10 protein-coding genes are annotated in these 15,444 nt (G+C 65.9%); 4 read left to right on the top strand and 6 right to left on the bottom strand.

The annotated features are described in order from the left end of the window. Positions 1 to 32: 32 nt before the first annotated feature. Positions 33 to 3,752, bottom strand: coding sequence for an ATP-binding protein (locus K6142_RS00050; RefSeq protein ID WP_190243768.1), 3,720 nt, complete (start codon positions 3,750 to 3,752; stop codon positions 33 to 35). A 762-nt stretch (positions 3,753 to 4,514) separates the two neighbouring features. Here K6142_RS00050 and K6142_RS00045 point away from each other — a divergent pair. Then, on the top strand, positions 4,515 to 5,270 hold the full coding sequence (locus tag K6142_RS00045) for a DVU0298 family protein (RefSeq protein WP_190243767.1): 756 nt from the start codon (positions 4,515 to 4,517) through the stop codon (positions 5,268 to 5,270). Between the two features lie 418 nt (positions 5,271 to 5,688). Here K6142_RS00045 and recR read toward each other — a convergent pair whose 3' ends face one another. The 4 genes from recR to K6142_RS00025 all read right to left on the bottom strand — a co-directional run bounded on the left by recR (position 5,689) and on the right by K6142_RS00025 (position 10,181). Beyond that, positions 5,689 to 6,294, bottom strand: coding sequence for a recombination mediator RecR (gene recR, locus K6142_RS00040; protein ID WP_190243766.1), 606 nt, complete (start codon positions 6,292 to 6,294; stop codon positions 5,689 to 5,691). Positions 6,295 to 6,653: 359 nt separating this feature from the next. Next, positions 6,654 to 6,965, bottom strand: coding sequence for a YbaB/EbfC family nucleoid-associated protein (locus K6142_RS00035; RefSeq protein ID WP_190243765.1), 312 nt, complete (start codon positions 6,963 to 6,965; stop codon positions 6,654 to 6,656). A gap of 18 nt (positions 6,966 to 6,983) precedes the next feature. Continuing rightward, positions 6,984 to 9,050 (bottom strand): DNA polymerase III subunit gamma/tau, encoded by a 2,067-nt coding sequence (dnaX, locus tag K6142_RS00030; protein WP_190243764.1) that lies wholly within the window; start codon positions 9,048 to 9,050, stop codon positions 6,984 to 6,986. Positions 9,051 to 9,257: 207 nt separating this feature from the next. Beyond that, complete coding sequence (locus K6142_RS00025; protein ID WP_012613377.1) at positions 9,258 to 10,181, bottom strand: branched-chain amino acid transaminase; 924 nt, start codon at positions 10,179 to 10,181, stop codon at positions 9,258 to 9,260. A 530-nt stretch (positions 10,182 to 10,711) separates the two neighbouring features. Between K6142_RS00025 and K6142_RS00020 the strand changes: the two genes are divergently transcribed. Continuing rightward, positions 10,712 to 12,451, top strand: a complete 1,740-nt coding sequence (locus K6142_RS00020) for an RHS repeat domain-containing protein (protein WP_223380697.1) — start codon at positions 10,712 to 10,714, stop codon at positions 12,449 to 12,451. A 1,064-nt stretch (positions 12,452 to 13,515) separates the two neighbouring features. Beyond that, on the top strand, positions 13,516 to 14,349 hold the full coding sequence (locus K6142_RS00015) for an RHS repeat domain-containing protein (protein ID WP_223290221.1): 834 nt from the start codon (positions 13,516 to 13,518) through the stop codon (positions 14,347 to 14,349). A gap of 13 nt (positions 14,350 to 14,362) precedes the next feature. Here K6142_RS00015 and K6142_RS00010 read toward each other — a convergent pair whose 3' ends face one another. Next, entirely contained in the window at positions 14,363 to 14,788 is a 426-nt protein-coding gene (locus tag K6142_RS00010) for a hypothetical protein (RefSeq protein ID WP_190243762.1), read from the bottom strand. 115 nt (positions 14,789 to 14,903) lie between these two features. Here K6142_RS00010 and K6142_RS00005 point away from each other — a divergent pair, with 115 nt between their 5' ends. Continuing rightward, entirely contained in the window at positions 14,904 to 15,182 is a 279-nt protein-coding gene (locus K6142_RS00005) for a hypothetical protein (RefSeq protein ID WP_190243761.1), read from the top strand. Positions 15,183 to 15,444: the final 262 nt, after the last annotated feature.

Here is a 15,444-nt window from a genome sequence, read left to right as displayed (position 1 = left end):
CAGCCCGGCCAGCCCGGCCAGCCGTCCCCCGGTTATTCCGGGCCCGGACTGGACGGATTGCCCGCCGGAGACCCCGCCCCCTCGGTGAAATCACTGCCGCCGGTCAGATCGCTCCCGGTCGGCCAGGCATCCCCCGCCGCATCGCCGCCCCCGCAGTGGCGGGCCATGCAGCGCAGCAATTCCCCGCGCGAAAAGGGCTTGGCCAGAAAGCCGGTGCACCCCGCCGCCGCGCAGTCGTTGCGGAATTCACCCACCACGTGCGCCGTCAGGGCAATGATCGGCGTGGGCGGCAGGCCCCGTTCGCGCTCCAGGGCGCGGATGGCCCGCGTGGCCCGATAGCCGTCCAGCACCGGCATCTCGATGTCCATGAACACCAGGTCGAAGCGTCCCGTGGCATAGGCGGCCACGCCCTCCTCGCCATTGTGGACCTCTGTGATGGCGCAGGGGCGCCCCCGCAGGTACAGCGAAAAGAGCAGGCGGTTGCTGGGGCTGTCCTCCACCAGCAGGATGGACAGGGACCGTTGCGGTCCGGAGCCCTCGTCGCCGAGCCGCGCGTCCGGCAGGTCTGGCGGGACCGGAGCCCCGGCCAGCCCGGCGGCACCGGCGGCACCGGCGGCGGGCACGCCCTCCGTCGCCGCGCCCCCGACCGGAACGACAGCATCGCCCGGCGTGACTGGCGTGACTGGGATGACGGGCGTGACGGGGTCGGCCTGTACGCTGGCCCGTGCGTCGGCCGGAACATCCCGCGCGATCAACGGGACGGCTGCGCCTGATGCGGCTGGTGAAACCGGCATGACCGTGCCCTCGAAGGGCTCGGAGGCACCGGGGGGCCGCGTTTCCGCCAGACCTGCCAGACCCGCCGGATTCGGCACGCAGACGGCTTCGCCGGCGGGCTGCATGGGCAGGGTGAAATACACGGTGGTGCCCCTGCCGGGGGCGCTTTCCAGCCAGATGGCGCCGCCCAGCATTTCCACCAGCGCCCGGCAGATGGACAGCCCCAGCCCCGTGCCGCCGTACTGGCGGGTAATGGACGAATCCGCCTGCATGAAGCTTTCGAACACCACGTCCTGATGTTCCGGCGGAATGCCGATGCCCGTGTCCGCCACGGAAAACAACACTTCCATCCGCCTGCCGGAGGACGGGCGGCAAGGCACCTCGTCCGGCGACGCGGAAGGCGTGGCGGGGTGCGCGACCGGGGATGCGACCGGGGATGCGACCGGAGACGCGACTGGCCCGGCATCGCGGTCGGGCACGTTGCCGTCGGCGGGCTGGGCCAGCACCATCACCCGCCCCGCAGGGGTGAACTTGACCGCGTTGGAGACCAGGTTGCCCAGAATCTGGCGCAGCCGCAGCGGGTCGCCCACCAGCGCGTCGGGCACGCCGGGCAGCACGGCCCAGTCCAGGCGCAGGCCGCGCCCGTCCGCGCTGGCGGCGGGTTCCATCTGGCGGCAGACCTGCGCCATGATCTCGCCCAGGCGAAAGCCCACCCGCTCCGGCACCACCCGTCCGGCTTCCAGGCGCGAAAAGTCCAGCACGTCGTTCAGCAGCGCCAGCAGCGAATGGCCGGAATTGCGCAGCACGTCCAGGTAACCGCGCTGTTCCGGCTCCAGGGGGGTGCGGTCCAGCACATCGGCCATGCCCAGCAGGGCGTTGAGCGGGGTGCGCACCTCGTGGCTCATGCGGGCCAGCAGTTGCGTCTTGGCGCGGCTGGCCGCCTCGGCGGTCTCGCGCTCGCGCTCGGCGCGGTGGCGCTCGACGCGCTCGGTGATGTCGTGCACCGCGCCCTCGATGTACAGTTGCTCGCCGGTCTCTCCGGTCACCGCGCGGGCGGTCAGCGCCACGTGCACCACGCTGGCGTCACGCCTGCGCAGGCAGGTTTCCAGCGACACCCGCCCCTCCTGGCGCAGGCGGCGCAGCAGTTCCTCGCGCTCGCCGGGGCGCACGTAGAACTGCTCGCCGATGTCCGTCACCGACGACACCATCTCGTACGGTGAAGAATAGCCGAACATGCGCGCCATGGCCGGGTTCGTCCGCAAAAAACGGCCCTGCGGCGTGGACTGGTAGATGCCCTGCGCCGATTCCTCGAAAATGCGCCGGTAGTTGGCCTGGGCGCGGGTAAGTTCCCAGTTCAGCAACTCCAGTTCGCGGTTGGCGCGGGCCAGGCGCTCGCCCGACTCCACCTTTTCCTGCAAGGCGCCCAGAAGGCTGGTGCGGTTTTCCTCCAGCGTGGAGGCCATGTGGTTCACGGCCTGGGCCAGCTGGCCTATCTCGGCCATGCCCGCCGGGGGCAGCCGTTCGCTGTAGTTGCCGAGCGAAATGCGCCGGATGGCGTGCAGCAGTTCGTGCAGGGGCCGCACCACCCGATCGGCGATGAGAAACCCCGTGCATACGGACAGCCCCAGGGCCACCACGGCGGCCAGCAGGGTGTATTCCACGGCGGTGCGCAGGCGCGAGCGTTGCGGCTCCACGTCCACGAACACGGCCAGCGCGCCCACGGGCATGCCGCTGCCCCCCGGCAGGGGCTGGTAGCTGACCAGATAGGGCTTGCCCGCCACCTGTTCATAGCGTTGCAGGAAGGGCAGGCCCTGCGCCTGACCGAAACCCTGCGCCCTGCCGAAAAAGCCGCCCCCGGAAACAGTGCCGCCAGACGCGCCGGTGCCGGAATGCACACCGCCCGCCACACCCCCGCCAGCCAATCCACCAGGCGACGCACCCTGCGCAAGGTCGGGCCGGTCCGGTCGGTCCGGTCGGTCCGGTCGGTCCGGCCGGTCCGGCCAGTCGGCCACGTCGGCGGTGCCGTCACCGGGAAACAGCGTGCCGCGCGGGCGCTCGCCGCCCAGGTCGAACACCGCCACGTCGGCGCGCACAGCATCGCCCAGACCGCGCAACAGCGACCTGTTCATGGGAAACGACACCACCGCCGCCCCCACGATGCGCCCGTGCTGCCGGGCCGCCAGCCCTTCCAGGTCCGCCTGGCCCGTGATCTCCTCCGCATCGGAGGCAAACGGCGCGTACGGGGCCTGTTCCATCTGGCTCGACAGGGACATCTGGGGCGGCAGCGGAACCATGCCGCCCAGAGAAGATTCCGGCAGGGATGCCGGTCCCATGGGAGTGGGCAGGGGGCGCCGGATTTTCCCGCCGTGGCGTGAACCCGCCTGCTCCAGGGGCACGATGATCGGCACCACCGCCTTGATGGCCAGCCCGTCGACGGACCGGAACACGTCGCGCCGCGTCAGCCCCCGCAACGCCTGGCGTACCACCAGCGCCCCGTCGGTGGTGGCGCCGTTGGGCGTGACGCCTCCCGCAAGCCGCTCCGGCCCGCCGCTGGCGGGCAGCAGCCGCACCACGGGTTCGGCACCCATGTCGAACACCTCGATGCAGGCGCGGGGCCACAGGCCGTGCAGTTCGGACAGGCGCAGGCGCAGTCCCGGCATGTCGCCGTCGTATTCCACCCGCAGTCCGGCCACCACGCGGGCCAGGGCCTCTGCCGTGCGCGACAGGCGGGTGAGTTGCAACGAGGCCGCATCGGCCAGGGTGCGCCCCTGCGCATGCAGGTAGCTGTCGGTCTGCACCGTGGTCACCTGCACGAACACCGCGCTGACGATGCCCAGCGGCAACAGGCAGACCAGAGAACACCACCCCACCATCCGCAGGCGCAGGCCCGGGGCGGGCGGCACCACATGCCGCAGCAGGGGCCGCAGCGGAAAACGCGCCCAGCAGCGCGCAAGGATGCTGCGCAGGGGGCCCATCATGGCCGTGCAAGGGGAGAACGGAGACAGGCGAGAAACACCGGGGACGTGTCGCAACGCGCGGCTGCGCAGCCGCCCGCGCCGCGCCGCACCGCCACGCGCGCCCGGCGGGCGGCGATGCTGGGGGGACGGTCTGCGGCGCTGGACATGCGTAGCCTCTGGCGGAGCGTCTGGGGGAAGTGTCCGGACGGAGTGTGTGGACGAAGTATGTGGGCCGAGCGTCCGGGCAGAACGTCCGGGTAGCGAGTCCGGGTAGCGAGTCTGGGCAGAACGTCTGGGCGAAAGGATATCGAATCTCCTTCCAGCATATCCAATCGCCATGGGGCGCGCAACGAGGCGACACCCGCAACCGGCCATGGGGGCCGCTCCTCCGCGCGCCCGGCTGCGCTGGCCGGAGCGGTCGGACGGGCAGACCGGTAGGGCTGGCAGACCGGTCGGCTGGCCGGGCCCGCTGCATCCGGAACACCGAGGGGGCCGGACGCAACACCGGACGCGTCACCGGACGCATCACCAGGCGCAACACCTGACGCGCCCGCATGCAGGGCGGCGCTGCCAGACACGGGCCAGACACTGGCCGGACGCATGGCCGGATGCGCGCTCATCCCCTTTCAGTGCAGGCCTGACCGGACAGGTTCAGGCCGCCACCAACCGGGCCGCGACGGGTTGCAACAGGCCGGGGTTGCATCGTGCGCTCACCTTGTTATGGTATATGCTGCACGCCCGGGCGAATCCATCGCCCGGCACGACACGGGAAAGGAGGAGAGCATGCCCCGCTTCAGATCGCTGAAGACCCACCTGCGCGCGCTGCTCGCTTCCGCCGAGTGGGAAGAACACCTGGACGAAATCGTGGCGCTGCCCGGCAAAGGCGCCGTTGGCCCGCTGCTGTCGTCACTGCTGCTGGGTGGCGAGGCCAAATGGCGCGCCGTGGTGGCCCTGGGGCGGGTGGTGGCGCGCATCGCGGACGCCAACATGGAAGACGCCCGCATCATCATGCGCCGCCTGATGTGGCACATGAACGAGGAATCCGGAAACATCGGCTGGGGCATCCCCGAGGCCTTCGGCGAAATACTGGCCTGCCACCCCCGCCTTGCCGACGAATACCACCGCATCCTCGTCTCGTACGTGCGCGAGACGGGCAAGGACGACAACTACTGCGACCACGCCCCCCTGCGGCGCGGCGTGTACTGGGCCATCGGACGCCTGGCCCAGGAACGGCCCGGACTGCCCGGCTTTGCCGAAACGGCGGTGCCCGCCCTGCTGGCGGGCCTTGCCGACTGCGACCTGCCCGCGCGCGGCACGGCGGCCTGGTCCCTTGGCGTGCTGGGCGCGCCCGAGGCCCTGCTTGCCTTGCGCGGCCTGCGCACCTGCGACGCCCCGGTGGAACACTTCGAACGCGGGCGCCTCTTGCTGTGCACCGTGGGCGAACTGGCCCAATGCGCCGCCCAACGCATCGAATCCCAGTGCCGACCCGCTTCGGGCAACACCATGCCCGACGCAGACGCCAAGGGTACGGCGGCGTAGGCGGCTACCGCCGGGCAGGACCGCGACAAATGGGAAACGGGGCTCCGCCCCGGACCCCGCCGGGGGAACATCTTCCCCCGGTCCCCCTTGATTGACGGGCACCCCGAACAGAACCGGACAGGCCCGCGACATCCACATCGCATGTAAACAACCCCGCCCGCCTTCATTGCGAAGGTGGGCGGGGTTTCTTTTCTGACAAGCCACGGCTTCTGCCTTTGCTTGTGACAAAGGCGGAAGCCGCTCGAAAAGAGGATTTTTGTTCCCCGGCAAGGAAGGCGAGTTCCGGGCGTGGGGAGTGCGGCAGCCGTTATGCAAGCGCTCGCGCGAGCATTACGGATGGCGACCGCAGAGCGCTTCCTTAGCGACCCGCGCACGGAGCGAGCCTGACGACGCCGGGGGCAAAAAGACCTTTTCGAGCCTACAGATCTTGGCGGTACTGCATCGACTGCCTGAGCGTCTCCCGATCCATGAACTTGACCTCGGACCCCAGCGGAATGCCCTGGGCCAGCCGGGTCACGCGCACCTGCGGGTATTGCCGGGCGATCATGTTGCGAATGTAGGTGGCGGTGTTTTCCGCCTCCACGGTGGTGCCAAGGGCCATGACCACCTCGCGCACCGTGCCTTCGGCCATCCTTTTGGTCAGCCGGTCCAGTTCCAGCGAATCGGCGTGCAGGTTGTCCAGCGGGGCCAGCAGACCGCCCAGGATGAGGTAGTGGCCCTTGTAGAAGCCGCCCTCTTCCAGGGTGAGCAGGGAATCCCACTCCGACACCAGACACAGCGTCTCACCACTGCGGGCCGGGTCGGTGCAGATGCCGCACGGGTCCACGTCGGTCAGCGCGCCGCAGCGCCCGCACAGGTGCAGGTTGTCGCGCAGGTCATGCACGGCGCGGCCCAGCCTGCGGGTTTCGCTGGCGGGCCACTTCAGCAGGGTCATGGCAAGGCGCAGGGCCGACTTGGGGCCAAGGCCGGGCAGCCGGGAGAGCTGCTCCACCAGCGCCTTCAACGGTTCGGGCAGTCGCTGCACGGACACTCCGGGTTACATTGCGGAAATCGGTTTTTCCTGCCGTTGCACAGGCTCTGAGACAGTTGCCGCGCGACAGATTTTTCGTTCTCTTGCGGCACAGGCACCACAGGAGGCGTCGCCACAAGGAGGGGATTTTGTTTCCCTCTTCACCGGGGCGGCATTGCAGAAGGTTAGCCCCCCGCGCGACAGGATTTTCGTTCTCCGGCAAGGAAGCCGGGGCTTTCGCGCAGGGAGCGTGCGGCAGCCGTTACACGAACACCGTGAGTGTTACGGATGGCGACCGCATCGCGCTCTTCTCGTACGTGACCGGAGCGAAAGGCGCGGCTGACGAAGCCGGAGAACGAAAGGACGGAGCGCGGCTAGAAGAGGCCGGGCATCTTGAGCCCGCCGGTCAAAGCCCCCATCTCCTTCTCCATCATGTCCTTGGCCTGGCGCAGCCCTTCGTTGACGGCGGTCAGCACCAGGTCCTGGAGCATTTCCACGTCGTTGGGGTCCACGGCCTTGGGATCGATGACGATGGCCTTCACTTCCTGCTTGCCGGTGACGGTGACCTTGACCATGCCGCCGCCGCTGGTGGCTTCAAGGGTGCGGTCGGCCATTTCGGCCTGAAGCTTGCTCATCTTGGTCTGCATGACCTGCGCCTGGCGCAGGAGGTCGTTCATACCGCGCATGGATTCCTCCGGATGGTTCTATTGAAGCTGGCTGTCGGACAGGGGCCGGCAGGACAGCATGGTGGCCCCGAACTGTTCGCGCAGCAGGCCCACGGCGGGGTGCCGTTCGGCCTCGGCGCGCAGTTCCGAGGGGGTCTTGATGCGGGTGGTGGGGGGCTGCACCTCCACCGTGGTCCCGTCGCCGAAGTAGGCGCGGGCGTATTCTGCAAGGGCGGCCTGATTGCCGGTGGAGCAGAGGTGCTCGTACTGGGTGCGGAACCGCGTCTCCACGATCAGGCGGCCGCCGTCCATGCGGCCACGCGCCTGGCCCAGCACGGACAACCCGTTGCCGCCGTTGCTGCGTTCCGCGCAGTAGCGCACGAAGCCGTCCCACGTGCCCTCGCCCTGAGGGGCGGGTGCGGATGCCATGTCAGGCGCGGCGTCCACCCCATCGGGGCTACCGGAGCCACCGGGGGCACCCGCCACGGCGGTGCCTCCGGGCACGGCGCCTGCGCCGGGCGCGGGATACGGCACGTCATCCCACGGCAGCGAGGTGTCCGAACCGCCGCGCGAGGGGGCGGGGGCCGCCGCCGGGGCGGCTCGCTCGGGACGGGGAAAGCCGCCCGCGGGCTGCATGCCCGGCACACCGGGCACGCCGGACGACGAAGACATGGACGATGCCGACGACGCGGCCTGAGGCCGGACCTGCCCCGGACCGGGATACCGGCCCTGCGGCGGCTGGGCCTGCGGGAACGATTCGCCGGATTGGCCGGATTGGCCGAATTGGCCGGATTGGGCGCCATATCCGCCCTGTCCGCCCTGTCCACCATATCCGCCGTATCCGCCGTACCCGCCCTGCCGAGGCGGCATGGAGCCGTGGCCCCCCGCGCCCCCACCGGGCATGCCCGAACCGCCAGCAGGTCCGCCACCCGCTCCACCCACGCCACCGGGCACGCCGCGCCCACCGGCGGGGCCTGCCCCGCCGCCGCGCGACAGCTGCTCCAGCGACACAAGGCGCGGCAGCATGGCCAGGTTCAGCAGCAGCAGTTCCAGCGCCATGGCCGGTTCCAGGCTGGTCAGCACGCGGCGCTGGCCTTCCAGGGTCATCTGCCAGCAGGCGTGGATGTGCGTGATCTCGAACTTAGGCGCCCATTCCAGCCACTGGCGGGCTTCTTCTTCCGGCAGGTCCAGCGCGGGCAGGGCGGCCTCGCCCGCCTGACGCAGCATGAACAGGTTGCGCCAGGTGGCGGCCAGTTCGCGCAGGAAGAACCCTATGTCCACGCCCTTGTCCAGCAGGTCGCGCACCACGGCGGATACCGCCACGCAATCCTGCGAGGCCAGGGCCTGCATCACCTCGAAGAACAGTTCCTGCCCGGCCAGGCCCAGCACGCCGCGCGCGCCCTCCACGGTCAGGCGGTCGCCGCCAAGGGCCAGCACCTGGCCCAGCAGCGACATGGAGTCGCGCACGCTGCCAGCGGCCCGCCGCGCGATGAGCCGCACCGCCGCCGGGTCGAAGTCCTGCCCCTCTCGGGTCAGCACGCCGGTCAGGTGGGCTTCCAGCTCGTTCTCGGGCAGCCGTTTGAAGGTGAAGTGCTGGCAGCGGCTGATGATGGTCACGGGAAATTTGTGCGGCTCGGTGGTGGCCAGCACGAAGGTGACGCGCGGCGGGGGTTCCTCCAGCGTTTTCAGCAGGGCGTTGAACGCCTCGCGCGTCAGCATGTGGGCTTCGTCGATGATGAAGACCTTGTAGCGGCCTTCCATGGGCGCGTAGCCGATGGCCTCGCGCAGGCGGCGGGCGTCCTCGATGCCCCGGTTGGAGGCGCCGTCGATTTCCACCACGTCCACGTGGTTGCCCATGACCACCTTGCGGCACTGTTCGCAGGTGTTGCACGGCTCGCCGGTGGGGGCCTTTTCGCAGTTCAGCGCCTTGGCCAGGATGCGGGCGATGGTGGTCTTGCCCACCCCGCGCGTGCCGCTGAACAGGTAGGCGGGGGCCACGCGGTCTTCCGCCGCGGCGCGGGAAAGGATGGCCTTTACCGTCTCCTGCCCGGCCACCTCGGCGAAGGTCTGCGGGCGGTATCTGGCGGTGAGGGGGGCGTTGCTCATGAAGTGCGGGCCTGCAGCGCCGCCTGTCCCGCCCGCCTTCGCGCGGAAGGACGGGACGCCGGACGGGGCGCGGGTTGGTGCGTGCCGTGGGGCGGCAAAATCTGGACGCTACGGGCGATTCCGGGCCATCCGGGCTGGCGGGGGCCGCAACGCACGCCGCACGCCGGGACGGGTGCCCGGCGTGCGGCGATCATACACGGACGGACCCTAGATGGTATAGCGGTGCAGCCAGTGGGCGTAGGCCGGGTTTTCACCCTTCACGGCCTTGAAGTACTCGCCCTGCAGGTGCTTGGTCACCGGACCGGCGGTGCCCTGGCCGATGACGCGCAGGTCCACCTCGCGGATGGGCGTCAGTTCAGCGGCGGTGCCACAGAAGAACGCTTCGTCGGCGATGTACAGTTCGTCGCGGGTGAACTGCTGCTCCACCACTTCGTAGCCCAGTTCGCGGGCCAGGGTGATCAGGCTGTTGCGGGTAATGCCGTCCAGCACCGAGGTGAGCGGGGTGGTCTTGATGAGCTTGCCGCGCACGATGAAGATATTTTCGCCGGTGGCTTCGGACACGAAGCCCTGGGTATCCAGCATCAGGCCTTCGTCGTAGCCGTCGGCCTTGGCTTCCATCTTGGCCAGCACCGAGTTCACGTAGTTGCCGCAGGCCTTGGCCTTGGTCATCATGGCGTTGACGTGGTGGCGGCAGAACGAGCTGGTCTTGACGCGGATGCCGTGTTCCAGCGCCTCTGCGCCAAGGTAGGCGCCCCACGGCCAGGTGGCGATGATGGTCTGCACCGGGTTGTCGCCGGGGTACACGCCCATGGCGCCCGCGCCCACGAACGACAGGGGGCGGATGTAGCCTTCGGCCAGCTTGTTGCGCTTCAGGGTTTCTTCCACGGCGTCCACGAGCTGGTCGACGGTGTAGGGAATGACCATGCGCAGGATCTTGGCCGAGTTCAGCAGGCGCTGCATGTGCTCGCGCAGGCGGAACACGGCGGACCCGCCGTCGGCGCACTTGTACGCGCGAATGCCTTCGAACACGCCCACGCCGTAATGCAGGGTGTGGGTCAGCACGTGCACGTTGGCTTCGTCCCAGGGCACCTGCTTGCCGTCAAACCAGATGGTTTCCGCTTTCTGGACCATGTTTCCTACCTCTCGGATGTACGCCCCGCGTGTTTGGGGGCACGTTGGCGGGCCGCGCTGGCGGGCGCATGGCGGCCAGCGATGGCGGCACGGCCGCGCCTGGGTGGTGACGGAGATGACGCGCCGGGCCCCCGGCGCACCGCGTGGAGTGAAGACGTGCCACGCTAATCAAGCCACCCGGCAAGGTCAAGACGCGCCGGGGTGGATCGGGGGCCGGAAAGGAGGCGCGGACTAGGGGAGCCGGAGGAAGGGGGCTGCGGTTGTCCGAAGGGGGGAACATCCGGATGACGGCGGGATGGCGAGGGGATGCTGCCCAGGGGATGCCCGGTAGCGGTCGGGTACCTCCGTGATGGCGGGCGGGCCATGCCGAAGCCACGAGCGGGATGCATCCAGATTGCGTCCGGGTCACGCCATGGCCGTACCCCTTCCGGACGGTCACCCCACCCCGCTGCGGCCCTGTTGCGGCAACGCCGGGCCGAAACCCGCATGCTACGGGTGCGGCATTTCCATCATCAACCAAAGGAAGTGCCATGTCCGCAGCCACTCGCGGGCGCGCATCCCGCCGCGCCCCTGCCCAGCGTTCACCCCAGGCCATGTCCACCGAAGACTTTTTGCGCACCGTGGTGTTCGCCAAACGGCCCCGCAATGAACAGCCCGTGACCACCGGAGGGACTGTGCCTGCCGGAAGGGCGGCACCCGCCGGGCCGGGGTACGGCGCGGACGCATTCCCTGCGGCTCTCGCCGCTTCCGAAGCTTCCGCCGTGCCCGCACCCCACACGCCCCATTCCCGCGCCGAGGGTGCCCCCGGCAGGACGGACGAGTCCGCCGCCTCTGCCTCCGCCGTCGCTCCCCAGTCCGGCGACATCCCCCCTGCGCTGGACGTGCAGTGCACCTTCTCGCCCGAGGGCAGGCTGCGCGCCAAACAGGAACGCGGCGGCGGGCGCGCCGCCAGCTACGACTACACCCACGACGGACGCGGCCACCTGACCGAAGTGCGCCGCGACGGCCAGGTGGCGGAACGCTACACTTACAACACGGCGGGCCAGCGCATCACGGCAAGGGTGAACCCGCTGCCCGGCATGTCGCGCGATGCGCTGCGGATGCTGGAGACGGAGCGCGCCTTTGCCTACGACAACACGGGCCGCCTCGTGCGCGCGGGCCGGACGCGCTACATGTACGCCCCGGACGGCACGCTGCGCTGCCGCGAGGAAGGGCGCTCCAGCATGTGGTTTTACTATGCAAATGGGGCCAACGGGGGCAACGCAGGCAACGCCGCCGATGGCGCACCCCATGCATCCCCCAATCCCTACAGTCCCAACGCCCCCCATAGTCCGCATGGCCAGCTTGCGCCCGTGGCCCTTGATTCGGTGGTGCTGCCCGGCGGCGACATCATTCGCTACCGTTTCGGCGACAACGGCATGCCCTTCATGGTGTTGCGCAACCACGCGCCCAGCGAGGAGTACCAGTGGCTCGACCCGCTGCGCCTGGCCCGCTTCCGCGACCACCGCACCGGCTCGGACTACACCTTTCATTACGGCGGGGACCGCGTGCCCGAGGCGGTCACCGTGCGCGGCCCCGCGCTGGACAGCCTGGACGGCAACCTGCTGGACCCGTCCATCTTCCGCAAGGCCGGGGAACCCGCCGTGCCGCAGCGTTCCGTCACCTTCCGCATCGGGTGCGACCAGGCGGGCACGCCAAAGGCGCTGCTGGACCCCGATGGCCGTGTGGTGAAGCGCATGGAATACGACAGCTTCGGCATCCCGCTGCTGGACACCTGCCCGCACTTCTTCCTGCCGCTGGGCTTTGCCGGGGGGCTGACGGACCGGCACACCGGCCTCGTGCGCTTCGGCTTTCGCGACTACGACCCGCGCACCGGACGCTTCACCGCGCCCGACCCGCTGGGCGACACCGGCGGCGACCACGACCCCTACGACTATTGCGTGGACGACCCGGTCAGCGCCTTCGACCCGTTGGGCCTGGAAGGAGAGGGTATCTTGAAGCGCCTGCGCCCGTGGTGGTCATACCCATACGGAAGCAAAGAGAAGAAGGAAGGCATCGCCGAAATGCAGGAGGAGGCGGGTTCCCGCGCACGCGGGTTCGGGACGGGGGCTGTACACGCTGACGAATTTCAGCCCATTAGCTATCTCTTTAAAAAAATTTCTGAAAAGCAAAAATCACACAAAGCCGACGGCACCCCCCCTCAAAATAAGGAATGGGACCCGGCAAAACATCCGAGAGATTCGGGAACCGGCAAATTCATCGACAAGTAATGCCGTGGCCACCTTCCACAGGAAGGTGGCCACCACTATTTTGCGATTCTCTTTTCTCCATATCTATGAGCGAAATATATGCATTGAAGATAAATGCATGCAAAAAATGCCGGCCACAGGTCTTTAAACTCTATATCTGATGATTTTTTAAAATAGAACATATTTGTTATGGTACGCTGATGCAGTCCATAGTACGAGTTACTGCTTCCATACAGATTTACGAATGCAAGAAAAAATGAGTATAGCATCATACCAGTAAGAATTTTCCTCATCACATTATCGCTTCTATATAAAAACACAAAAATTACAGTTGCTATCCGCAAAAATTCAATGACAACTATATAGTACGCATTTACATCTTTATAAAAATCAGCAAAATACCATACGAAATGGTCAACAACAACGATCAGCGCCACAACGACACGCTGAACAAGTATCGCCTCAAAATCAAATTTCATATGTACTCCATTCCGGCACCATAACATATTGCCTTATTTTTTAGAATCGATGCCGCGTTTATGTGCAAAATATATAACGAAGAGATACACGCATGACGACAAAAACAATACTCCAATATTTGGCCTTACATCATCCATCCTCTTGAAATGCATAAAATCGTCATCCTCAGACGGAATTATCCTATAATGATATCCACTATGACTATAGCCGCCAACCAGAGCTATCAAAAAAAACAGTACACCATCATTGCTGTCAGAATTCTATTCATAGATTCGTGCGTTGTTGCCATAAGAGCAAATACTACCGCAAATAACGTATGCAATATTCACTTCATCAGAGATACCCATGCCAAACCAAACAACATGATCCACGACAACAATCAATATTATTGCAGCATGCTGAAACATCAAAGTGTCGAGCCTTAACCTTTCCACAACACCACCCATCCTCCAACCTCTCTGCATCGTTGATATAACATCAAACGAAAAATCTTGACACGGCAACAACCCGGCAACCAATGCGCTCGGCAATCAACGCCACTACACATATAGAAAAACACAATAACTGCCAAGCTAATACCGGGCTACCGTTTCAACGACAACGGCATGCCCTTCATGGTGTTGCGCAACCACGCGCCCAGCGAGGAATACCAATGGCTCGACCCGCTGCGCCTGGCCCGCTTCCGCGACCACCGCACCGGCTCGGACTACACCTTTCATTACGGCGGGGACCGCGTGCCCGAGGCGGTCACCGTGCGCGGCCCCGCGCTGGACAGCCTGGACGGCAACCTGCTGGACCCGTCCATCTTCCGCAAGGCCGGGGAACCCGCCGTGCCGCAGCGTTCCGTCACCTTCCGCATCGGGTGCGACCAGGCGGGCACGCCAAAGGCGCTGCTGGACCCCGATGGCCGTGTGGTGAAGCGCATGGAATACGACAGCTTCGGCATCCCGCTGCTGGACACCTGCCCGCACTTCTTCCTGCCGCTGGGCTTTGCCGGGGGGCTGACGGACCGGCACACCGGCCTCGTGCGCTTCGGCTTTCGCGACTACGACCCGCGCACCGGACGCTTCACCGCGCCCGACCCGCTGGGCGACACCGGCGGCGACCACGACCCCTACGACTATTGCGTGGACGACCCAGTCAGCGCCTTCGACCCGCTGGGACTGGAGGGAACAACGATCGTACCTAGCGTTGCCCCGTTCTGGGCACCCTATGGTTCAAAAGAGAAGCGACGTGTGCAAGAAATCCTCAGGGACAAAGGGCAGGAACTCCGCAAGGGCATGAAGAGTATTCAGGTGCTTGATGAAGCAACTTCACCTATCTCATGGGGATTCGCCATGCCTGAACTAGTAGACGCGTCTCTCCAAAAGGCAAAAAGAATATGGAGAGAAATTGATCATCCACGCGACAAGAACTCAGGAGAGTTCATCAATAAATAACAGAAAAGCGGCGTCACCGAACGCCGCTTTTCTTTCCATTTTTCAACAATGCCCCATAACAGCACAATACTACAAAGTAAAAAATCAACATTGCTCCCTTTAATGATTTATCTATATCAAGAGGATCGTTCCAGAACCATACAATATTGAAAGGAATTATGTTCAGACCAGGAATCCTTTCAGGAACACCCGAATAAAGCGAAATGATAAATAGTATTGCCGCATAAGAAACAACAGCTTTCACCCCCAACGCACCAAACTTGGCCTGCCTCGCGGCGAACACGGCGAGCCCAAAGATAAACAATCTCACTAGGCACGCCACAATTATGTATGTATTCTGTATGCTCAAAGATGCATCAAACAAATCCCATATCAAATAATCAACAGCCACAAAAAACAGCAACAACACGACTATCAGATTTTTTCTGAACGCGCCCACGCGCCCTCCTTCAAGCCCAAAAGTCACAGCCGCATATTCGCATTGCCTATATCTTCAAACATAAAAACACAAGTCAACAATCCGTAATCATACCGAGGCGCGCCGCGACGGCCAAGTGGCGGAACGCTACACCTACAACACGGCGGGCCAGCGCATCACGGCAAGGGTGAACCCGCTGCCCGGCATGTCGCGCGACGCGCTGCGGATGCTGGAGACGGAGCGTGTCTTTGCCTACGACAACACGGGCCGCCTCGTGCGCGCGGGGCAGACGCGCTACATGTACGCCCCGGACGGCGTCGCGAACACGCATTTTTGTTCGCTGGCAAGGAAAACAAGCCCGCCACCAGGGCGCATACTCTTCTCGTATCCGCCCGACGTGGCAGGCGCCGTTTGACACAGCCAGCGGGCAAAAGGGCTGTTCGCGGCTGCGCTGTCGCGAGAATGGGCGCAACATCTCGTGGTTTTGCTATGCAAATTGGGGCAATGGGGGCAACGCCGCCGGGGGTGCATCCCATGCATCCCAAGGTCCCCATAACCCCCATGGTCCGCATGGCCAGCTTGCGCCCGTGGCCCTGGATTCGGTGGTGCTGCCCGGCGGCGACATCATTCGCTACCGTTTCGGCGACAACGGCATGCCCTTCATGGTGTTGCGCAAC

Origin of the sequence: Nitratidesulfovibrio sp. SRB-5 (assembly GCF_019931275.1) — a bacterium.
Taxonomy (GTDB): domain Bacteria; phylum Desulfobacterota; class Desulfovibrionia; order Desulfovibrionales; family Desulfovibrionaceae; genus Cupidesulfovibrio.
Note: the sequence above shows the minus strand (reverse complement) of the source record. Positions and strands in the feature narration are given on the sequence as shown.

Coding starts and splice junctions, on each gene's coding strand:
- K6142_RS00050 (WP_190243768.1), bottom strand. CDS start 3,752: ATGATGGGCCCCCTGCGCAGCATCCTTGCGCGCTGCTGGGCGCGTTTT.
- K6142_RS00045 (WP_190243767.1), top strand. CDS start 4,515: ATGCCCCGCTTCAGATCGCTGAAGACCCACCTGCGCGCGCTGCTCGCT.
- K6142_RS00035 (WP_190243765.1), bottom strand. CDS start 6,965: ATGCGCGGTATGAACGACCTCCTGCGCCAGGCGCAGGTCATGCAGACC.
- dnaX (WP_190243764.1), bottom strand. CDS start 9,050: ATGAGCAACGCCCCCCTCACCGCCAGATACCGCCCGCAGACCTTCGCC.
- K6142_RS00025 (WP_012613377.1), bottom strand. CDS start 10,181: ATGGTCCAGAAAGCGGAAACCATCTGGTTTGACGGCAAGCAGGTGCCC.
- K6142_RS00020 (WP_223380697.1), top strand. CDS start 10,712: ATGTCCGCAGCCACTCGCGGGCGCGCATCCCGCCGCGCCCCTGCCCAG.
- K6142_RS00015 (WP_223290221.1), top strand. CDS start 13,516: ATGCCCTTCATGGTGTTGCGCAACCACGCGCCCAGCGAGGAATACCAA.